Annotated in this window: 19 protein-coding genes; 16 read left to right on the top strand and 3 right to left on the bottom strand. The window is 51.6% G+C overall.

All coding sequences use genetic code 11. The features are described 5' to 3' along the window. The first annotated feature begins 30 nt into the window (after window positions 1-30). The 15 genes from trpB to bamC all read left to right on the top strand — a co-directional run bounded on the left by trpB (window position 31) and on the right by bamC (window position 16,758). Window positions 31-1,308 (top strand): tryptophan synthase subunit beta, encoded by a 1,278-nt coding sequence (trpB, locus tag HV832_RS09710; RefSeq protein WP_176803640.1) that lies wholly within the window; start codon window positions 31-33, stop codon window positions 1,306-1,308. A 198-nt stretch (window positions 1,309-1,506) separates the two neighbouring features. Next, entirely contained in the window at window positions 1,507-2,304 is a 798-nt protein-coding gene (trpA, locus tag HV832_RS09715; RefSeq protein WP_176803641.1) for a tryptophan synthase subunit alpha, read from the top strand. Window positions 2,305-2,407: 103 nt separating this feature from the next. Next, window positions 2,408-3,280 carry an acetyl-CoA carboxylase, carboxyltransferase subunit beta gene (gene accD, locus HV832_RS09720; protein ID WP_176803642.1) on the top strand — a complete coding sequence of 291 codons (873 nt, stop codon included), beginning with the start codon at window positions 2,408-2,410 and terminating at the stop codon, window positions 3,278-3,280. Between the two features lie 60 nt (window positions 3,281-3,340). After that, the gene (gene folC, locus HV832_RS09725) at window positions 3,341-4,630 is read left to right on the top strand and encodes a bifunctional tetrahydrofolate synthase/dihydrofolate synthase (protein WP_176803643.1); all 1,290 of its coding nucleotides are present in this window, start codon (window positions 3,341-3,343) and stop codon (window positions 4,628-4,630) included. 68 nt (window positions 4,631-4,698) lie between these two features. Beyond that, window positions 4,699-5,808: an SPOR domain-containing protein gene (locus tag HV832_RS09730; protein WP_176803644.1), complete on the top strand. Its 1,110-nt coding sequence runs from the start codon at window positions 4,699-4,701 to the stop codon at window positions 5,806-5,808. Between the two features lie 15 nt (window positions 5,809-5,823). After that, a complete protein-coding gene (locus tag HV832_RS09735) occupies window positions 5,824-6,312 on the top strand; it encodes a CvpA family protein (RefSeq protein ID WP_176803645.1) in 489 nt (162 codons plus the stop codon). 22 nt (window positions 6,313-6,334) lie between these two features. Continuing rightward, window positions 6,335-7,855, top strand: coding sequence for an amidophosphoribosyltransferase (purF, locus tag HV832_RS09740; protein ID WP_176803646.1), 1,521 nt, complete (start codon window positions 6,335-6,337; stop codon window positions 7,853-7,855). 458 nt (window positions 7,856-8,313) lie between these two features. Beyond that, a complete protein-coding gene (locus tag HV832_RS09745; RefSeq protein WP_176803647.1) occupies window positions 8,314-10,578 on the top strand; it encodes a TonB-dependent receptor plug domain-containing protein in 2,265 nt (754 codons plus the stop codon). Window positions 10,579-10,687: 109 nt separating this feature from the next. Then, window positions 10,688-11,542 (top strand): 3',5'-nucleoside bisphosphate phosphatase, encoded by an 855-nt coding sequence (locus tag HV832_RS09750; protein WP_176803648.1) that lies wholly within the window; start codon window positions 10,688-10,690, stop codon window positions 11,540-11,542. Window positions 11,543-11,609: 67 nt separating this feature from the next. Then, a complete protein-coding gene (htpX, locus tag HV832_RS09755; RefSeq protein WP_176803649.1) occupies window positions 11,610-12,485 on the top strand; it encodes a protease HtpX in 876 nt (291 codons plus the stop codon). Between the two features lie 52 nt (window positions 12,486-12,537). After that, entirely contained in the window at window positions 12,538-13,161 is a 624-nt protein-coding gene (locus tag HV832_RS09760; RefSeq protein WP_176803650.1) for an L-threonylcarbamoyladenylate synthase, read from the top strand. Between the two features lie 97 nt (window positions 13,162-13,258). Further along, window positions 13,259-13,921 (top strand): site-2 protease family protein, encoded by a 663-nt coding sequence (locus HV832_RS09765; protein WP_176803651.1) that lies wholly within the window; start codon window positions 13,259-13,261, stop codon window positions 13,919-13,921. Window positions 13,922-13,932: 11 nt separating this feature from the next. Beyond that, on the top strand, window positions 13,933-14,538 hold the full coding sequence (locus HV832_RS09770) for a class I SAM-dependent methyltransferase (protein ID WP_176803652.1): 606 nt from the start codon (window positions 13,933-13,935) through the stop codon (window positions 14,536-14,538). 90 nt (window positions 14,539-14,628) lie between these two features. Next, entirely contained in the window at window positions 14,629-15,513 is an 885-nt protein-coding gene (gene dapA, locus HV832_RS09775) for a 4-hydroxy-tetrahydrodipicolinate synthase (RefSeq protein WP_176803653.1), read from the top strand. Between the two features lie 78 nt (window positions 15,514-15,591). Continuing rightward, window positions 15,592-16,758, top strand: coding sequence for an outer membrane protein assembly factor BamC (bamC, locus tag HV832_RS09780; protein ID WP_176803654.1), 1,167 nt, complete (start codon window positions 15,592-15,594; stop codon window positions 16,756-16,758). A gap of 128 nt (window positions 16,759-16,886) precedes the next feature. Here the strand turns inward: bamC and HV832_RS17295 are convergent, their stop codons facing one another. Both HV832_RS17295 and HV832_RS09790 read right to left on the bottom strand, forming a co-directional pair. Then, entirely contained in the window at window positions 16,887-17,114 is a 228-nt protein-coding gene (locus HV832_RS17295; RefSeq protein ID WP_223827256.1) for a hypothetical protein, read from the bottom strand. Between the two features lie 283 nt (window positions 17,115-17,397). Next, window positions 17,398-18,531 carry a cupin domain-containing protein gene (locus HV832_RS09790; RefSeq protein ID WP_176803656.1) on the bottom strand — a complete coding sequence of 378 codons (1,134 nt, stop codon included), beginning with the start codon at window positions 18,529-18,531 and terminating at the stop codon, window positions 17,398-17,400. 77 nt (window positions 18,532-18,608) lie between these two features. Here HV832_RS09790 and HV832_RS09795 point away from each other — a divergent pair, with 77 nt between their 5' ends. Continuing rightward, a complete protein-coding gene (locus HV832_RS09795; protein ID WP_176803657.1) occupies window positions 18,609-19,148 on the top strand; it encodes an FKBP-type peptidyl-prolyl cis-trans isomerase in 540 nt (179 codons plus the stop codon). A 74-nt stretch (window positions 19,149-19,222) separates the two neighbouring features. Here HV832_RS09795 and mutS read toward each other — a convergent pair whose 3' ends face one another. Beyond that, window positions 19,223-21,859, bottom strand: a complete 2,637-nt coding sequence (mutS, locus tag HV832_RS09800; RefSeq protein WP_176803658.1) for a DNA mismatch repair protein MutS — start codon at window positions 21,857-21,859, stop codon at window positions 19,223-19,225. Between the last annotated feature and the right edge of the window lie 179 nt (window positions 21,860-22,038).

Here is a 22,038-nt window from a genome sequence, read left to right on the forward strand (position 1 = left end):
CAGCGCATGATCACCCGACAAAGGATAATTATGAAAGAATTGCAATCCCTCGACGCTCAGTTCGAGCGTCAATCCCTGAATCAACAGGCCAAACAAGCCATTTACCAGTCTGCCGGCTACCACTTGCCGGATAGTCGTGGCCATTTTGGTCCTTATGGCGGCAGCTTTGTTTCTGAAACGCTGACGCATGCCCTGAATGAACTTCGTGATGCTTATGCCAGGTATCAGCACGATCCGGCATTTCTGGCTGAATTCAGAAATGAACTGAAATATTTTGTCGGCCGGCCATCCCCGGTTTATCACGCCAAACGCTGGTCTGATCTGATGGGCGGCGCGCAGATTTACTTTAAGCGTGAAGACCTGAACCATACCGGGGCGCATAAGATCAATAACGTCATCGGCCAGGCTTTGCTGGCCAAGCGCATGGGCAAACCGCGCGTGATCGCTGAAACCGGTGCGGGTCAGCATGGCGTGGCAACCGCCACTATCTGCGCGCGTTTTGGCCTGGAGTGCGTGGTGTATATGGGGTCTGAAGATGTGAAGCGTCAGGCGCAGAACGTTTACCGGATGAAATTGCTCGGCGCCACGGTGGTGCCGGTCGAATCGGGGTCAAAGACGCTGAAAGACGCCTTGAACGAAGCGATGCGCGACTGGGTGGCGAATGTCGATAACACGTTTTACATCATCGGCACCGTGGCGGGGCCACATCCATATCCGATGATGGTGCGGGATTTTCAGTCGGTGATTGGTGAAGAATGTCTGTGGCAGATGCCTGAACTGACCGGACGTCAGCCCGATTATGTGGTGGCTTGTGTTGGTGGCGGTTCAAATGCGATGGGCATTTTTTATCCTTATATCGATCATCGCGAAACCCGGCTGATCGGCGTCGAGGCGGCAGGCGACGGAATAGAAAGCGGTCGCCATTCGGCCTCGCTGACGGCGGGTTCCCCCGGGGTGCTGCACGGCAACCGGACCTATCTGCTGCAGGACGAAAACGGACAGGTCATTGAAACGCATTCCGTTTCAGCCGGACTGGATTACCCCGGAGTCGGACCGGAACATGCCTGGCTGAAGGACAGTGGCCGCGCCGAATACGTGACGATTACCGATGAAGAAGCATTAAAAGCATTCCATGATTGCTGTCGGATCGAGGGTATTATTCCGGCGCTGGAATCGAGTCATGCGCTCGCCTATGCCACCAAGCTGGCGGCGACATTGCCCAAAGATCAGATTGTGCTGGCCAATTTGTCAGGTCGTGGTGATAAGGATATGCATACAGTGGCAGAACGCGCCGGATTGAAATTCTGACTGCGGTTCAGGCAGAAAAAATCAGAAAGAATCAAAAAAACAGATACTCCCCCATATTTTTATAAAACTCATCTGAGGTCAATGAAAAATAAGGGCTTCAAAATATACTGAGGGGGAGTATCTGGATTTTTGGAATGCCTCCCGACACACTTTGTGGCTCGTACTAACGGGCAGATCAACAGGTTTTCATATCATACTATGTCAAAAATAAAAAGCACTCTGGCTGCACTGGCAGCACAAAACAGAAAAGCACTGATTCCCTTTATTACCGCCGGTGACCCGGCACCCGCCATGACGGTGCCGCTGATGCATGCCCTGGTCGATGGCGGGGCGGATATTATTGAGTTGGGCGTGCCTTTCTCCGACCCGATGGCGGATGGCCCGGTCATTCAGCGCGCATCGGAGCGGGCGCTGCAATTTGGAGTTGGTTTGCGTGATGTATTACAATTCGTCCGCGAATTCAGAGTCAACAATTCAGAAACACCGGTTGTGTTGATGGGATACGCTAATCCGATCGAACGTTTGGGGCAGCAGGCTTTTATCCGCCAGGCTGCCGAAGCCGGAGTGGACGGAGTGCTCGTGGTGGATTATCCGCCCGAGGAGTGCGAAGAATTTGCATCGGCAATGCAGCAACATGACATGGACACGATTTTCCTGCTGGCGCCGACATCTACCGATGAGCGCATGGCGCAGGTTGGAAAAATTGCCAGCGGATATGTGTATTATGTGTCACTCAAAGGGGTGACCGGTTCCGGCAATCTGGATCTGACTGCCGTCGCAGACATGATTCCGCGGATCAGGAAGCATGTGAACGTACCGGTAGGCGTCGGTTTTGGTATCCGTGACGGTGCCACTGCAAGAGCGATCAGCTCAGTGGCAGACGGCGTGGTGATTGGGTCCCGGATTATTCAGGAGCTGGAAAACACCCCGCCGGAACAGGCAGTTGCTGCAGTAAAAAGTTTTATTTCTGGTGTCAGACAGGCGTTGGACGAGTAAAATACGCGCCTGCTGTTGAAAAACAGATCGCTGAACGGTTCTTGCATCAGAGAATCAGACACTGGCAAGCCCCTGGATTTGTCAGTAGCAATGAGGAGAAAACATGAGTTGGTTAGAAAAACTGTTGCCACCGCGCATACAACGTTCGGAATCCGCAAACCGCAAATCGATCCCTGAAGGACTGTGGGTCAAGTGCCCGTCCTGCGAGGCCGTGTTGTACCGTTCTGATCTGGAAGCCAATATTCATGTCTGCCCGAAATGCAGTCATCACATGCGCATCAGTGCCCGTGAACGTCTCGACGCTTTGCTTGACGCCGGCGGCCGCTATGAAATCGGACAGGAAATTCTGCCCGTCGATACGCTGAAATTCAAAGATAGTAAAAAATACACAGACCGTCTGAAAGACGCGCTGGAAGGTACCGGGGAAACCGATTCCATGGTCGTGATGGGCGGCTCCATTATGGCAGTGCCGGTCGTCGTGTCCTGTTTCGCCTATGAATTCATGGCCGGCACAATGGGTTCTGTGCTGGGGGAGCGTTTTGTCCGTGGTGCGCAGGCTGCGCTGGAACAGAAAGTGCCGTTTATCTGCATTACTGCCAGTGGTGGCGCCCGTATGCAGGAAGGCGTGCTGTCGCTGATGCAGATGGCAAAAACAACGTCCATGCTGACGAAATTGGCTGAAAAAAAATTGCCCTTTATCTCGGTGCTGACTGATCCGACCACAGGCGGCGTTTCGGCCTCGTTTGCGTTCCTGGGTGATGTCGTGATTGCCGAGCCGAAAGCGCTGATCGGCTTTGCCGGTCCGCGCGTGATTGAAAATACCGTTCGTGAAAAACTGCCGGAAGGTTTCCAGCGTTCTGAATTTCTGTTGCAGAAAGGCGCGATTGACATGATCGTTGACCGCCGCAAGATGCGTGAGGAAATTGCCCGTTTGTTAGCCTTGCTGCAAAGTCAGCCTGCTGAAGCCGTTGCCTGATTTTTTCTTTATTCTGATACCCCAAGCCCGAAACGCTGTTCTTCGGGCTTTTTTTATCTTATGCCAAATTTACCCGTAAGCTTGCCGGAATGGCTGACGCTGCTTGAAACGCGTCACTCGAAAGAAATCGACATGGGACTGGAGCGCGTTGCTTCGGTTAAAGATCGCCTCCGTTTGCAGTTCCATTGCCCTGTCATCATGGTAGCGGGAACCAATGGCAAGGGCTCGACCTGTGCCATGCTGGAGTCGATTCTGATGCAGGCCGGCTACCGGGTTGGGCTATACAGCAAGCCACATTTTCTTGACTTCAATGAGCGTGCCCGTATCAATGGAGAAAACGTCAGCGATGCCGCGTTGATCAAGGCATTTACAGCAGTGGAGCAGGCGAGGGAGACTACTTCGCTGACCTACTTTGAATTCACTACGCTGGCAATTTGCCAACTATTGTCGGAAGCGCCGCTTGACGTGGTGATTCTGGAAGTCGGACTGGGCGGACGTCTGGATGCGGTGAATGTGATTGATGCCGATGTATCTGTCGTGACCAGCATCGATATTGATCATACCGATTACCTCGGCGATACCCGCGAAAAAATCGGCTTTGAGAAGGCCGGAATATTCCGCCCCGGTAGAGCGGCTATCTGCGGTGATCCGCTGCCGCCCCAATCGCTGATTGATCATGCAAATACGATTGGCGCCGATCTCTGGTTATTTGGCCGCGATTTCAATTACAGCGGCGATAAGCAGCAATGGAATTACGGTGGACGTTCCCAGCGCCGCAATTCACTCGGGTATCCGAGTCTGCGCGGCGCGAATCAGTTGCTGAATGCGGCGGCGGTACTGGCTGCACTGGAGGTGTTGCGGATTGAATTGCCGGTGGGTGCGCAGGAAGTCCGTACCGGATTGGCAATGATCGATTTACCCGGGCGTTTTCAGGTGATGCCCGGCAGGCCGTCTGTTGTGCTGGATGTGGCGCATAACCCGCATGCAGCGGCGACGCTATCCCAAAATCTCGACAATATGGGTTTTCATGCTTATACCTATGCGGTTTTTGGCTCCATGCTGGACAAGGATATTGATGGCGTGATCTCACATCTGAAAGGAAAGATTGATCATTGGTATGTAACCGGTCTGCCGCTGCCAAGGGCGGCAACGGCCTTGCAGTTGCAACAGAAACTGCTGGATGCCGGGGTGCTGGCTGATCCGGAAAAAACCATCCAGACCTTTGACTCCCCTGAGCAGGCGTATGCGCAGGCCATGAATCAGGCGGGTGAAAATGATAGAATAGTGGTCTTCGGTTCTTTCCTGACGGTTGCGGGTGTGATGCGCGCCAGAAGGTCAGCGCTGCATTAAGGCAATTTTGCGGATTTACCCCTGATTTTCAGGGGTAAAACAATGTCCACCAAACAGATTATTCGCTCATGGGTTTGTTCTCGCGTTTTAAAAAGCAGGAAACATCTGACAGCCACGACAGCGGCGAATTCCGCTCCCGTGCCGAAGAAGACAGCGCACAGTCGCGCAGCCGCAGCAAGAAGGCCGATGCCAGCCGTCGTAAAACTGATGATCCTGTCCTGCCTGAAAAAAAACGCGCTAGAAGACGCCTGATTGGTGCGGTCGCACTGGCGCTGGCGGCGATCATCGGCTTGCCAATGCTGCTCGACTCTGAACCCAGACCCCTGCCGGACGACATCGCCATCAGGATTCCATCCAAAGACAGCAAGGCAAATGACAGCAGTGCCAGTCAGCCGGCAGAGCAGGTCAATCCACGTAAAACTATCGTCAGCGCCGATGATGCCGGAGAAGAAATTATCGATCCTGTCAGCGCAGACAAGGTAAAACGGGATGTTCCTCAGCCTGCCGGAAAAACTGCTGCCGTAGTGGCTGCCGGGGCGGCAACGGTCGCCACCGTGACGGCGCTCAGTCAGAACCGGCCGGAAAAAACAGTAACGGCGACGTCGGCTGCACCTGCGCGGTCTGACGGCAAAAGTGACAATCTCTCCGCTGTGAAGCCTGATGCCCGCAATGAACTCAGGACTGAGCCAAAAACAGAAGTAAAAGCCGATACCAAAACAACCGTTACGCAAGGGGACAAATATACTGTCAAAGAACCTGCTGTGAAAGCAGAACGCAAAACCGAACACCCTGATATCAAGTCGGCCGCTTCCGCCAATCCGGCTGTCAAAACACAGAAACCTGCTGGTAATGAGGATGAAGCAGCCCGTGCAATGGCTATTCTGGAAGGAAAAGCACCACCCAAACCGATTGCCAGACCTGCTGGGAAAACCGATGTTGCCGAAAAAGCTTCGGTTTACCAGGTACAGGTGGCGGCATTGGCCAGCCAGGATAAGGTGGATGAACTGCAGTCAAAATTGAAAGCCGCTGGCATTCGTTCCTACACGCAGAAAGTGGCGACTGCTTCAGGCGAAAAAATCCGTGTGCGGGTGGGACCATTTTCCTCGAGAGATGAGGCGGAAAAAATGCGCGCCCGCTTAGTGAAGCAAGGGCTCAATGGCACGCTGGTGCCGAATTAACCGGATGCATTCATCGTGACGCTTTTTGATTATGTGGTTCTGATTATCCTGATCTGCTCAATCGTGATCAGCACGATGCGCGGTCTGATTAAAGAGATTCTTTCGCTGGTGAGCTGGATCGTTGCTTTCGTGGTTGCCAACGCCTATAGCGAAGTGCTGGCCGGTTGGCTGCCATCGCTTTTCCCGGGGCAGATTGTCCGGTTGATTATTGCGTTTCTGGCCTTGTTTATCGGTGTCCGTTTGCTGATGGCGCTGGTCATGATGGCGGTCGATGCGGTGATCAAGGCGAGCGGCCTGTCGCTGGCAGACCGCGGTCTGGGGGGATTATTTGGGCTGGCACGTGGTTGTGTGCTGGTATTGGCGGCTGTGCTGGTGTGCGGGATGACTTCCATGCCGCAACAGGCATTCTGGAAAAATGCCGTGTTCAGTCCTTTGGCAGAAACCGCGGCGAATACGGTGATCCCGTTTTTGCCAGCGTCGGTTTCCAGTCATGTACGGTTTTAATTTGTCTTTTTAGGAGTCCACCATGTGTGGCATCGTCGGTGTTGTTTCAAGTAATCCCGTTAATCAACTGATCTATGATGCGCTGTTGTTGCTGCAGCATCGTGGTCAGGATGCGGCTGGTATCGCCACTAGTCACGGTAATAAATTTGCGATGCATAAAGCGAATGGTCTGGTGCGCGACGTATTCCGCACTCGCAATATGCGCTCCCTGCCGGGTAACGTCGGTATTGGTCAGGTGCGTTATCCGACAGCCGGTTCGACCAGTGAAGAAGAGGCGCAACCATTTTATGTAAATGCGCCGTTCGGTATTGTGCTGGCGCATAACGGCAATCTGACCAATGCAGTTGAGCTCAAAATCGAATTGTTCAAGAACGACCGCCGTCATCTGAATACGGATTCCGATTCCGAAGTGCTGCTGAACATTCTCGCGCATCAGATTCAGGAAGTGACCAGCGGTTATTCGCTGGACCCGGAAGCGCTGTTCCGTGCCGTTGCCATGCTGCACCGCCGGGTGCGCGGATCTTATGCGGTGGTGGCGCAGATTGCCGGTTATGGCCTGCTGGCTTTCCGCGATCCTTACGGGATTCGCCCTCTGTGCATCGGCGTATCCAATACAGACGCCGGCGTCGAATACATGATTGCCAGCGAGTCAGTCGCGCTCGAAGGCCTGGGCTTTACTTTCCTGCGCGATGTCGAGCCGGGAGAAGCCCTGTTCATCGATCTGAATGGTCAGCTGTATCAGCAACAATGTGCAGATAACCCCAGCCTTAATCCCTGCGCGTTTGAGTATGTGTATCTGGCTCGCCCAGACTCCATTATCGACGGTGCATCCGTTTATCTGACCCGCCTGAAAATGGGCGAATATCTGGCAGAGAAAGTCCGTAATCAGTTCGGGCATGGCGAGATTGACGTGGTGATGCCGATTCCCGATTCCTCCCGCCCATCGGCGATGGAACTGGCGCAAAAACTGAATCTCAGCTATCGCGAAGGTTTCATCAAAAACCGCTACATCGGGCGCACGTTCATGATGCCAGGACAGTCGATTCGCCGTAAATCGGTACGTCAGAAGCTCAATGCGATCAGCCAGGAATTCAAAGGAAAAAGCGTTTTGCTGGTGGATGATTCCATCGTACGCGGAACGACCAGCCGTGAAATCGTGCAGATGGCCCGTGAATCCGGCGCCAAGCGCGTGATATTTGCTTCGGCGGCGCCGCCGGTGCAGTTCCCTAATGTGTACGGTATTGACATGCCAACCCGTAGCGAGCTGATTGCTTATGGCCGCAGCGAAGAAGAAGTGTGTCGCGAAATTACGGCGGATGCGCTGGTGTATCAGGACGTCTCTGCCATGAAACGTTCTATTGCAGACGTGAATCCGGTATTGAAAAATATCGAGGCATCATGCTTCGATGGTTTTTACGTAACTGGCGACGTGACACCGGCTTATCTCGATAAGCTGGAAACCGCGCGCAGCAATACTCGCCCCGAGGCGGAGGATTTGCTGCGTTCTCAATTGAATCTGAATTTGTCTGTTCAGTCTGACTGACTCAGACCATTCCCGGCACAGCGGGAATTGTGAGATAAAAAGCCTGCCCTGATTTTCAGAGCAGGCTTTTTTTATGGGAGTATATGCTGAAAATGGCTGCTTCTCATCGTCGATAAAGGGAGTGTAAATATACTGGGTGGGAGTATGTTGGCGTGATAATTTATTTCCCAATCTCGTTTCAGTGATTCACAGGCAGTGTCATTTCAGACGAGTCAGGAGGTATCACAAAGTATCGACTACGCTTGCCTGTTTCAATTCCATACAAAACGCAAGCCTTGAGTGCTGGTGTGTACTGGCTGAGAAAAATACAATGACATTGCTTTAATGAGATGGTTATTGTTACGGTGCGCAGAGAGCGCATTCCGGTGAAATCCGACTCATGAATAAGCGCTGTTTGAGGTACTGCATGTCGTCGTAAAACGGCACAGTATGAAGCCGATATTTTCACTTTCTTTCCCATGCCGATTCTCTGCCGTATTTCATCGCTGACGCTGGCTATTGCCGCCACATTGTTACCTGTATCGGTTGTCCGGGCGCAGGACGTTGCCAATTATCCGGTCAGTGCCACAGATGATCCCAAGCTATTGCCAGTTAAAACGCCGCCAAATAAAGCCGGTAAGGAAAATCCGGAATCAGTGCAGAAAGTCACGATCAGCGGAGCGCGTTCTGATCTGGACGAGCGGCGTCAGGCAACAGCCGCAAAGTTGATTTTTGGTCGCGATGAATTAGACCGGAACGGCGACACCACTATCGGCGAAGTCTTGAAGCGCTTACCTGGCGTGACCGTAGGTGGACGTCCTGGGCGTGGCGGAGACATCCGTATGCGTGGGATGGGTAACGGTTATACCCAGATTCTCATCAACGGCGAGCGCGCGCCCCGTGGTTTTTCGATGGACTCGCTGACACCGGATCAGGTCGAGCGGATTGAAATCGTGCGCGGTGCAGTGGCGGAATTCAGTACGCAGGCAATTGCCGGGACGATCAACATCGTTTTGCGTGAGGAATACAAGCAGAAAAATACCGATCTCAAGATATCGCTCGGTTCCGAGCAGGGCCGTCTTGCGCCGAATGTGTCCCTGACTTACCCGGGTGAGATCGGCAACCTGAGTTATGCCATCAGCGGATCGGTATTTCAGAACCGGAAGCATGACGATACAGAAACCGCCACCCAGGAGCAGGATGGCGCCGGAAATACGACGCTGCTGCAGAATCAGCATGATCTGACCAACCGTCAGACTACCGGTATTCACCTGACGCCGCGTTTCAATTATCGCTTTGAAAATGGCGATACCCTGATGCTGCAGCCTTTTCTGATGAATTCCCGCAGCGATTCGAGCGGGCAGAGTCAGGTTGACCTGCTGTACAGGTCGCCAACTTTGTTAGCGCCCGCACCTTACGCATCGGCCTCGTCTTCCGCCCATGCGGATACGACATTTTTGCGCGGCTTTGGAAACTGGCAACATCGCTTTGAGGACAGCAGCAAATTGACCGTGAAATTTGGCGGTGGCTTGGGAAAAATGGACAGTTCCTCGCTGCGCACACAATTCGATCAGAGTGGACATCAGATCGACCTGATTACCGATGTTAACAATACCCGTGACAGCAGCCTGAATACCGGCGGCAAATATATGCGTCCAATCGGAGAGGGCCAGACTCTGGCGGCAGGATGGGAGCTGGAAGCCGGCAAACGCACCCAGACCCGTACGTCGCTCGACAACGGCCTGCCACAGTTCGCTGATTCCGGCGATAATCTGGATGCCAGCACAAGACGCATTGCCTTGTTTGTGCAGGATGAATTCGATATCAATCCGCAGCTCGCCGCCTATGCCGGATTGCGCTGGGAACGTATCCATACTTCCAGCACACTATCTTCCGGTACTGTGAATAATGACAGTCGCGTCTGGAGCCCGATTGTACATGGTGTCTGGCGGATTCCTGATTCCAGGGATCAGTTCCGGATCGGCCTCAGCAGCACTTACCGGGCGCCAGCGTTGAATGATCTGATCGCCTTGCCCAGTATTTCCAACCTGAACAGCCCGACGCGGCCGGACCGTACCGGCAATCCGAATCTGAAGCCAGAGCTGTCCAAAGGACTTGATCTCGCTTTTGAGCATTACCTGACCCGTGCCGGAATCCTGAGCGCCAACCTGTTTGTCCGCAGCATTGATGATCTGATGCGGCGTACCACGCAACTGGTGAATACCTCGACCGGTCCGCGCTGGGTTTCTTCCCCGGTCAATATTGGCCATGCCATCACCAAAGGCGTGGAGCTGGAAGCAAAATTGCAATTGCAGGAATTTTTCCCGAATGGGCCTGCTATTGATTTGCGCAGCAATTACAGCCATTTCTGGTCCAGCGTGGATGATATTCAGGGACCGAATAACCGCCTTGATACGCAGCCATCCCAGACAGCTAATCTAGGGGTAGACTATCGCATCGGCGGCACACCGCTGACCCTTGGCGGCAACATCAACTGGACACCGGCGTATTACACTCAGTCCACCAACCAGCAGCTCAGTTTGACGGGTATTAAACGGCAATTGGATTTATATGGTCTCTGGAAATTTTCTCCCGATCTGCAATTGCGTTTTTCCGCCAATAATCTGCAGGGCAGTGATTTCCTGAGCAGCAGCCAGCTCACTACGGCAAACCTGAATCATATTGATTACATTACCGCCAAAACCTATACCACCTGGACCCTGCGTCTGGAAATGAAACTGTAATGGTCTGCAGCAGTCGTTAAATCGGGCTGCTGCAGCGCAATAGAAACAGCAGGAGTACAATCAGACTTGAATTAATGTGTTGTGTGAAATAGTTTGTTCAAGGTTGATTATGTCTGTCCTGTTATTGAATGCGGATCTGCATTGCCATTCCACCATTTCCGATGGTGTCCTGTCTCCTGCCACGCTGGCGCAGCGCGCTGCCGACAATGAAGTTGAGCTCTGGGCGCTGACCGATCATGACGAAGTCAGCGGCATTGCCGAGGCGCGCGCTGCGGCGCAGTCGCTGGGCATGCCTTTTGTTTCGGGTGTTGAAATTTCCGTCACCTGGGCGGGTAAGACCGTGCATATTGTTGGCCTGGGTATTGATGAGCAGAATCCTGCTCTGGTACAGGGGCTGGCAAAAACCCGTTCCGGACGTGAGCGCCGCGCGCATGACATGGCGGATGATCTGGCACGTACTGCAGGCATCCACGGTACCTTTGAAGGTGCGTTGCGGTATGTGGGCAACCCTGATCTGATTTCCCGTTCGCATTTTGCCCGTTATCTGGTCGAAATTGGCGCCTGCAGCTCGGTGGCGGAGGTATTCCGGCATTATCTGGCCGATGGCAAGCCGGGCTTTGTGCCGCATCGCTGGGCTACGCTGACAGAGGCCGTTGACTGGATACGGGGCGCAGGCGGTCAGGCAGTCATTGCGCATCCGGGAAGATATGAGTTCAGCCCGATTGCTTTTGACAGTCTGTTTCATGAATTCCGGACCCTGGGCGGCGTGGCCATTGAAACCGTCACTGGCAGCCATACGCCGGATCAGTACGACGAATACACCCGCATCGCGAATCAGTATGGTTTTTTGGTATCCCGTGGTTCCGACTTTCATTCGCCGGAAGATGCCGAAGTCGATATTGGCCGCTTGCCTGCACTTCCCGCGACATCCAAAGCAGTCTGGGAAAACTGGCCACTGACTTGAAATCAGCACATCACACTCCATATACAAGCCAATTGATTGACTCTTTCCTTTTATCGGGAGAATCCGGATGAAACGTATTTTTCTGTTTTTGCTGACCAATCTGGCTGTCATGGCAGTGATGTCCATTGTGCTTTCGATACTCGGGGTAAACCGTTATCTGACCGCCAATGGCCTGCAAATGGGCACGCTGATGGCGTTTTCGCTGGTCGTCGGTTTTACCGGGGCTATTTTTTCCCTACTGATCAGCAAACCCATGGCCAAATGGTCCACCGGAGCGCGCGTGATCGAAACGCCTGCTTCATCGACTGAACTGTGGCTGGTTAATACCGTTAAGGCATTGTCGGAGCGTGCCGGCATTGCGATGCCTGAAGTTGCTGTCTACAACGGCGAGCCGAACGCTTTTGCAACCGGCGCATTTAAAAATTCTGCGCTCGTCGCGGTTTCCACCGGTCTGCTTGAAAGCATGACCAAGGAAGAGGTTGAGGCGGTGCTCGGGCACGAAGTGGCGCACATTGCCAATGGCGACATGGTCACCATGACTCTGATTCAGGGCGTGGTGAATACCTTTGTCGTTTTTCTGGCGCGGGTTGTCGGATATGCGATTGATAAAACAGTATTCCGGAATGGTGATGATGACCGGCCAGGTATTGGTTACATGATTACCGTGTTTGTCTGCGAGATAGTTTTTGGCATCGCCGCATCCATGATTGTGGCGTGGTTTTCACGTCAGCGCGAATTCCGGGCTGATGCCGGTTCAGCGCGGTTGTTGGGAAACCGCCAGCCGATGATTCATGCTCTGGCGCGACTCGGTGGTATGGAGCCGGGCGAATTGCCGAAATCGATGGCTGCGTCAGGAATCAGCGATCAGCCTGGCTGGAGCGCTTTATTTTCTTCGCATCCTCCGATGGAAGAACGTATCGCAGCATTGCAAAATCTGAAATAATGTCCGTGTAGTGATTTGCGGCGGTAGCTTTGGCTGCCGCCTTATTCTTTTTATGAGCCAATTCTTTCAAATTCATCCCGATAATCCCCAACTGCGGCTGATTAAGCAGGCAGTGCAGATCATTGATCAGGGGGGGGTAGTCGCTGCACCGACCGATTCCGGTTATGCGCTGGTGTGCCATCTGGATGACAAAGAGGCGGTCATGCGTTTGCGTCGTATCCGTGGCGTGGATGAAAAACACCATCTGACTTTATTGTGTCGGGATCTGTCTGAGATTGCCTTGTACGCAAAGGTGGACAACCGCCAGTATCGCTTGCTGAAGGCGGCAACTCCCGGCCCTTACACCATGATTCTGGAAGCGACGAAAGAAGTACCGCGCAGACTGAGCCATCCGCAACGAAAAACCATCGGTTTGCGGGTGCCTGAGAATAAAATCATTCATGCGCTGATCCATGAACTGAAGCAACCCTTGCTGGCAACCACACTCATCTTGCCTGACGAGAGTGAGCCACTGACTGACCCCGAGCAGATTCGCCAAAAACTTGAAAAACTGGTCGATCTGGTCATCGATGGCGGTGCCTGCAGCTTATCACCCACAACCGTGATTGATATGACGCACGATACACTGGAGCTGATCCGGCAGGGGCGTGGAGATGCCAGCCTGTTTGGTTTGTAATTTTGCTGGTCAATATCCTGCCAGCAGATTGAATACTGCGTTCTGTGACGGATGATTTTCCGGATACCTGAATCTGAATGAGAGTGACTGAAATTTTATGAATGAATTGATACAGACTGTGCTGGTTTATGCGTTGCCAGTGATTTTTGCAATCACCCTGCATGAAGCTGCGCATGGCTACGCAGCGAAATATTTCGGTGACATGACAGCATACAGTCAGGGCAGGGTAAGCCTGAATCCGATGGTGCATATTGATCCACTGGGGACGATTGTGATCCCTGCTGTTCTCTATGTGGCAACAGGTGGCGCTTTTTTGTTCGGCTATGCCAAGCCGGTGCCGGTCAATTTTTCTCAATTGCGCAAACCGAAAAGAGATATGGCGTGGGTCGCACTGGCGGGCCCTGCTGCCAATTTTGTCATGGCAATTGGCTGGGTATGTATGGATATATTCTTACAGGCGGGTGGCGTTACTGAACCGTATTTCCTGAAAATGGCGAATGCAGGCCTGCTGACCAATCTGGTCATGTTTGCGTTCAATCTGTTCCCTGTGCCGCCGCTGGATGGGGGGCGGATATTGGTCAGCCTGCTGCCTTATAAGCTGGCGTATAAATTTGCCCAGATCGAGCCATATGGATTTTTCATTGTGATGGCGCTGGTGATGCTGCACGTGCTGCAATTCTGGTTGATGCCTGTCATGATGGTATCGAGCATGCTGATACAGTTGCTGTTGTCGCCCCTGACGCTTTTGTTGGGCATGTAGTCGGGAAATTTATGCAACAAGCTGCCTTCGTTTCTTCTGCGCCAGCAGTGCCGCCGTCCGGCTGGGTCCGGCGATTCACTCCGGTGTTGCCACCAGGCCTGTGTCTGGATCTGGCTTGCGGCGGTGGCCGGCATACGCAGTGGCTGTTGGCGCAGGGCAGACCGGTACTGGCGCTGGATCGCGATCCCGCTGCATTGCATGCGCTGCAGCAGCTTGGCGCCGAAACGATGCTGCATGATCTGGAATCCGGGCCGGATGGTGTTCACTGGCCGTTTGGCGAGCATACGTTTGACAGTGTCATTGTCTGCAATTATTTGCACAGACCGCTATTTCCGCATTTGCTCGCCAGCCTTAAAGAAGGGGGCCTACTGGTTTATGAGACATTCTCAGATGGCAATGCGCAGTTCGGGCGACCATCCAATCCGGATTTTCTGCTACGCACAGGCGAACTTCTGCAGCAAATGCAGTCTAATCCTCTTGTTCAGATGCAGATCATTGCTTACGAAAATGGTGTTATTGAAACTCCCAAGGCCGCGATGGTGCAGAGGATATGTGCACGCAGGACGAGCGCACTGACTGAGCAGGATTCTCTTTGTCTCCGGACGGCGGTACTTTGAGTCTTCATTTCAGCTATTTACATTCCATTTGCGCCCAGATTGATGGTGTATCCGCTACAATCGGAGTTTTACTTTTTTTCTTGCACTAACATGACAAATATTCAGGGAAGTCTGGTCGCGATTGTGACCCCTATGCATGCGGATGGCAGTCTTGATTTGCCATGCTTGCGCAAACTGATCGACTGGCATATTGCAGAAGGAACTGATGGTATTGTGATCGTCGGAACTACTGGCGAATCCCCGACCGTTTCAGTCGAAGAACACTGCGAGCTGATCCGTGTGACGGTTGAGCATGCGAATAAGCGCATTCCCATCATTGCCGGTTCTGGCGGCAATTCCACGGTTGAAGCCATTGAATTGACAAAGTTTGCCAAACAGATCGGCGCCGATGCGTCCCTGCAGGTAGTGCCCTACTATAACCGTCCTACCCAGGAGGGGATGTACCAGCACTTCAAAAAAATCGCTGAATCTGTCGATATTCCTGTGATTTTGTATAACGTCCCTGGCCGTACCGTCGCGGATATGTCGAACGATACAATCTTGCGTCTGGCGCAGGTACCGGGCATTATCGGTGTGAAAGATGCAACAGGTAATATCGCGCGCGGTACAGACCTGATCCGCCTCGCCCCTGAAGATTTTGCCGTGTATTCGGGTGACGATGCGACTGCTATGAGCCTGATGTTCTGCGGTGGTAAAGGAAATATCTCCGTCACTGCAAACGTTGCACCAAAAGCCATGAGCGAACTGTGTGCGGCAGCCATGCGAGGAGACATCCGTCAGGCCGTCAGCATCAATAATCGTATGCTGCCTTTGCATAACAAGTTATTCATTGAACCAAACCCTTTGCCAGTGAAATGGGCGATGACAGAAATGGGACTGATCCCGTCAGGAATCCGTTTGCCGCTCGTGCCGCTGGCGGAGCAGTATCACGAAACTGTGCGTGCAGCGATGCGTGAAGCAGGTGTATTACAATAAGCATCCCCGGCGGACAATGATATGCATTGTCCGCGGCGCAGGTGCAGTTTAATTGATTATCAATCTAGGGACTTTCACATGGCAAAAAGCTTTGTCGCCAAAAATGGGATTATCGGAGCGGTCGCTATTATCGGATTAGCCGGCTGCAGCTCGATCAGTAATATGATCGAGCCCAATAAAATTGATTATAAGAGTGCAGGAAAAGTGACAACCGCTTCGCTGGAGGTCCCGCCTGATTTAACCCAGATTCGTCGTGACAGCCGTTTTGCTATTCCTGATGCGAATAAAAGCAGCGCAACTGCTTCCAGTTACAATCTGGAAAAAGGTATGAAACAGGCGACTGGTACGACTGCATCAGTCGCTCCGCTGCAACTGAAAAATATGCGCATCATGCGCGATGGCTCCCAGCGCTGGCTGGTTGTCGGGCAAACACCTGAGGTGTTATGGCCGCAGATTAAAGATTTTTGGCAAGAATTGGGTTTCCTGATCAATGTCGAAAATCAGGAAGCCGGTGTCATGGAAACGGACTGGGCGGAAAACCGGGCAAAGATTCCACAAGATATTATCCGCAGTACGTTGGGTAAAGTCATTGACTCGCTGTATTCGACAGGAGAACGGGATAAATTCCGCACCCGACTGGAGCGCAGTGCGAATGGTGAAGTCGAAATCTATATCAGCCACCGTGGCGCACAGGAAGTGGTGACTGGTACACAAAAGGATGGAACGATCTGGACTCCGCGTCCAGCAGACCCTGGTTTGGAGGCGGAATTCCTGTCCCGCCTGATGGTTCGCCTGGGTTCTGATGCGGAAGTGGCGAAAGCTGCCGTGACGACGGCTGCTGCCCCGGTGAAGCCACGTTCGCAACTCTTGAAGAGTGGTGAGCTGAGTTATGTCGAGGTAGACGAGGGCTTTGAGCGTTCATGGCGCCGCGTGGGACTGGCGCTGGATCGCGTCGGTTTCACTGTTGAAGACCGGGATCGTTCTCAGGGATTGTATTTTGTTCGCTATATTGATCAGGATATCGATGCCAGGTCAAAAGGTGCCAGTGAAGGTTTCTTCTCCAGATTGTTCTCATTTGGTTCTTCAAGCGATGCAGCCAAAGATGCCAAGCGCTATCGTATTCTGGTGAAAAATGCAGGGAATGGCGAGGTAAGTCACATTTCTGTTCATAACAATGACGGCAAGATTGATTCTTCGCCAGTTGCTGAAAAGATTTTGCAGCTGTTGAATGAACAATTAAAATAAATACTGTAAAAAAAGTTTAAAAAAAGCACGGATTTCCGTGCTTTTTTTGTATTTAGTATCGTCTGGTGAAGAAGTTCAAACATAAAAAAAGCCGGCCATCGGCCGGCTTTTTTGCAAACAAGTAAAAATTACTTGGAAGCTGGAGCTGCTGTTGCGGAAGCGGCTGGAGCTGCGCCAGAAGCTGCTGCTGCGTCAGAAGCTGCTGCTGGAGCTGGAGCTGCTGCTGGCGCATCAGTTGCAGATGCTGGAGCTGGAGCAACTGCAGAGGCTGCTGGAGCAGGTGCAGCTTCTTCTTTTTTGCCGCAAGCAGCCAAAGCGATTGCCAACAGGGATACGAGCAAGAGTGATTTTTTCATGTTTGTACTTTCAATAAGTAGATCAAAAAATAAGATCAAAATTTTGCGATGAATAATTACCGGTAATTATCGCTCTATAGGCTTACCCGAAGGAAATTGCTGATGGAACTAGCTCTTCCCTTCAAAAGTTTCCTAACCCACGATTATAATGATTTTTCAGGCAATGGAATAGATATTGGCGTCTAATTAGATTTAATTTCATAAATATTTCATATAAGAAAAAAAATTAATCCATTTGCTCGTTATTTTGTTAATAAACAGTTACTTATTTCAGTTTTCTACTTCAGTTTACTTCTATCCAGCCATCTTCGTACCAGATGCAAAAGGCTTCCATGACATCAGCAGATGCGGTTTCTAAGTCCATGCTCTCGAGAAAGCGTTGATTGGCCAGTTTGTTGAGCAGTGTTTTGTCTTCCCGTCCGACGGCAAACGATTCTCCGTTGATGAAAATATGTTTGCCTTTATACAGCATAGAGGTTTTTAATGAGAGCCTGATCCCTTTTTTGCGCGTTGCCTGTTCAAAACGCTTGGGTGATAAAGGTTTTTCTGGCGACGAGAAATACACGTTGGGTTTGGGTTCGGATAAATATTCTCCGAGGAAAATGGCGATATCATCCGGCGTAAACTGAATTTTTTGAATCTGCTCGCTGATTTTCTGCAAAAAATCCTGACTGATTTCGGCCGGTTTTGATGTTGCCTGCAGATCGGGATCACTGTAGCGACCCGGTAAATCAATCGTATCCGACATGAAATGCAGGAATGCTTCACCGATTTCCTGATAAGCCGGTGCTCTGAAGCCAATCGAATAAGTCATGCATTCACCGATTGCCACACCATCGTGAGCATAATGAGGTGGCAGGTAAAGCATGTCTCCCGGTTCCAGAATGAATTCCTGTTCTGGGGTGAAGTGGCTCAGGATCTTCAGGGGCATTCCCTCAACCAATGACAGATCTTTCTGGGCGCTGATTTGCCAGCGGCGTTGGCCATGCGCCTGCAGCAAAAATACATCGTAGGAATCGAAATGCGGGCCGACACCGCCGCCGTCCACGGCATAGCTGATCATCAGATCATCCAGCCGGCTGTCGGGCAGAAAGCGGAATTGCCGCAGTAATTCGTCCGCCTCAGCATGGTGCAGGTTGACACCCTGAACCAGCAGAGTCCAGTCTTTCTTCTGTTGGAGTGGAATTTGATGCAACGGGCCGCGTTGCATTTCCCAATGCTTGCTGAAGAAGCTGATGAGGCGAGACTCCACCTCATCCCGCTCTGCCATGGAAAATAGCTCCTGAGGCTTGATAAAGGCTTTAAACTGAGGAATTGCCTGACGAATCAGTAATGGCTTTTTGTGCCAGTACTCGCTGAGAAATTGCTCCGGGCTGATGTTGCCCAAAAGACTGATCGGGGAATTAAATTTTTTCATTTTGGCATTATAGGCTTGCCTGTCCGGTAGTTCCAGACAGGTATAATCTGGTATCGATAAAATTTTGAAGGTGGATTATGAAGATTGTCAAAAATTCAGTTGTTACTGCCCGTTATAAGCTAACGGATGCGCAAGACAATCTGATCGAGGAGGGTGTTGAGCCTATGGTTTATCTGCATGGTGGCTATGACAATATTTTCCCGAAAATTGAGGAAGCGCTGGAAGGTAAGGAAGCCGGCTATCACACGACTATCCAGCTTAATCCTGAAGACGCGTTTGGTGATTATGATGCGGAACTGGTGAAGGTGGAAGCGCGTGACCGTTTTCCCTCGCCACTGGAAGTGGGTATGCAGTTTGAAGGAACGCCTGAAGAGTCCGAAGATCAGGAGGGACATATTTTCACCATCACCGATATTGCTGATGATAAGGTCGTGTTGGACGGAAATCATCCATTGGCAGGTATTGCGCTACGTTTTAGTTTGACAGTCGAAGCAGTCCGTGCGGCAACAGAGGAAGAAGTGGCGCATGGTCACGTGCATGGCGAACATGGACATGCGCACGATGATGAAGACGATGGTGAGGCCGGAGATGAATATCGGACGCATATCATTCACTGAACTGATTTCTGATACATCAAAAACCGCAAAATCTTGCGGTTTTTTATTTTGGAGTGCAGCAAATCAAACAAGAACTACTGTTGATTGGTGAGTGTTTTCAGATCGTACAGCACATCCAGCGCATCTCGTGGACTTAGCTTGTCTGGATCGAGTGCCATCAGCTTTTCTATTAAAGCTGGATGGATGGCAGCTGTCATTTCAGGCTCCGGCTCTGAGTGTGGAATGGCCGGAGCCGAAGAAAACAGGTCAAATTGAGGCGTTGCCTGCAGCGATTGCGCTTCCAGTTCCGCCAGATGTTTGCGCGCTGACCGGATGACCGACTGGGGAATGCCGGCCAGCTGTGCTACCTGCAGACCGTAACTCTGTGATGCCGGGCCCGGCTGCACCGCATGGAGAAAGACAATATTCTCCTTGTGTTCCACGGCAGATAAGTGGACATTTTCAGCAGTCGGATGCATATCGGGCAATTGTGTCAGTTCAAAATAATGAGTGGCAAACAGGGTATAGCTTTGCGATACCTGTATCAGATGCCGGGAAATGGCCCACGCCAGTGCCAGGCCATCGAATGTGGATGTGCCACGTCCAACTTCATCCATCAGCACCAGTGAATTAGCGGTTGCGGCATTCAGGATGGCAGCAGATTCTGTCATCTCTACCATGAAGGTCGAACGCCCGCCAGCCAGATCGTCCGCGGCACCGATACGGGTGAAAATACGGTCGATCGGCCCGATTACGGCGCTGTCTGCCGGTACGTAGCTACCAATGTAGGCGAGCAGCGTAATCAGTGCCACCTGGCGCATAAATGTCGATTTACCGCCCATGTTGGGGCCGGTAATCAACAAGAGTTTGCGTTCGGCAGATAATTCGCAGTCATTGGCAATAAAGCGTTCGATCTGATTTTCTACGACCGGATGTCTGCCCTGACGTATCTGGAGTATAGGTTCCGGAATCATCTGAGGTGCGCACCAGTTATTTTTATTAGCATGTTCTGCCAGGCTGACCAGTGCATCCAGCTGAGAAATCGCCTGTGCGACAGTTTGCAGCAGATGAATGAATGGCAGTAAATCCTGTAATACTTTCTCATAGAGAATCTTTTCTCTGATCAGCGCGCGTTCCTGCGCTGACAGCGCCTTATCTTCAAATGCTTTTAATTCCGGTGTGATGTAACGTTCTGCATTCTTCAGGGTTTGCCGGCGACGATAGTTATCCGGTACTTTGTCACTTTGCCCATTGGTGACTTCAATATAAAAACCATGTACGCGGTTGTATTCCACCCGCAGGTTGGCAATACCAGTACGTTCCCGTTCGGATGCTTCCAGCTGTACCAGAAATTGTCCGGCATTTTCAGACAGTGAACGTAATTCATCCAGTTCATTATCGAAACCGGTGGCGATCACGCCGCCATCCCTGACCATCGTAGCTGGCAACGTCATCAGGCTTCGCTCTAATAAATCGAGGCAATCATCCGGCGTTGCCAGACCCGCCAGGATGCCGCTGAGTACCGTGGTCTGGTTGTCAGCGATACACATGCTCACATAATTACGCAGATTAGGCAGGTGCTGCAATCCGTCTCTTAAGGCTGACAAGTCGCGGGGGCGAGCCGACTGCAATGCTATGCGCGTTGTAATGCGTTCAATGTCAGGAATTGTGTTCAGAAGTGCCGACAAGCCCTCGGTCGAGTCGATTTTCAATAAAGCTTTAATTGCTTCGTGTCTTGAAATCGCGACCGACTGGTCTCTTTTTGCATGATGCAACCAATGCCGCAGCAACCTTGAGCCCATCGCCGTGCGGCAATGATCCAGTAGAGAAAACAGCGTCGGAGATTCTTGCCCGCGCAGTGTTTCGGTAAGCTCAAGATTGCGCCGGGTTGCCGTATCGAGGCCAATAAATTCATGTTCATTTTCAACCGTCAGATTATTGATATGCTTCAGTCCCCGGCCCTGCGTGTTTTCTGCATAACGCAACAAGGCACCAGCAGCCCCCAGAGCCGCACTCAAATGATCTGCGCCAAATCCGGTTAAAGAGATAGTGCCCAGCTGTTCTTGAAGTGTTTTTTGTCCTTGTTTCAGATCGAAATGCCAGTCGGGCACTTCCGAAAATTTTCCTGGCAATTGTTCGTAATAAGTATCTGACAGCAAGACTCCGGCCGATATCAGGATTTCTGCCGGACTGATCCGGTCTAGCTCTTGCTGCAAACGCTGCAACAGAGATTTTTCATCGGTACTGATTTCCATCAGTTTCAGATTACCGCTTGCCAGCGACAACCATGCCAACCCGGCAGTAATTGTTCTTCTGTGTTGCGTGAGGCACAGCGCCAGTAACGGGCGCTCAGATTTTTCGGGTAATAAGTCGGTATCGGTCAATGTACCGGGAGTAATAATGCGCATCACCTTGCGTTCGACCGGGCCTTTGCTGGTTGCAGGGTCTCCGATTTGCTCGCAGATAGCTGCGGACTCGCCTAATTTAACCAGTTTGGCAAGATAGGATTCCAGTGAATGAAACGGCACACCAGCCATCTTGATCGGATTACCTGCGGAACTACCGCGTTGAGTCAGTGTGATTCCCAGTAAGCGGGAGACTTTTTCTGCATCTTCAAAAAAGAGTTCATAAAAATCACCCATCCGGTAAAAAACGAGTGTTTCCGGATGATCGGCTTTGATGCTGAGATATTGCTGCATCATTGGTGTATGGCTGGATTTTTCTGTGCTCATAAGTAAGAAGGTGATTTTTATTGTTTTAAAATTGTTCTGTCGTGCGATGTGTCATATTTCTCGAAAACATGCTGCACAGTGCACAGGTTGTTCTGGGTATTAGTGACGGGAAGGAGCAACATGCGACGAGAAACGGTAAGCTTTGGAGACGTTGCGATTGGTGCACATTATAATCTACC

The organism is Cognatundibacterium oligocarboniphilum, assembly GCF_013377855.1.
GTDB classification, from domain to species: domain Bacteria; phylum Pseudomonadota; class Gammaproteobacteria; order Burkholderiales; family Burkholderiaceae_D; genus Undibacterium; species Undibacterium oligocarboniphilum.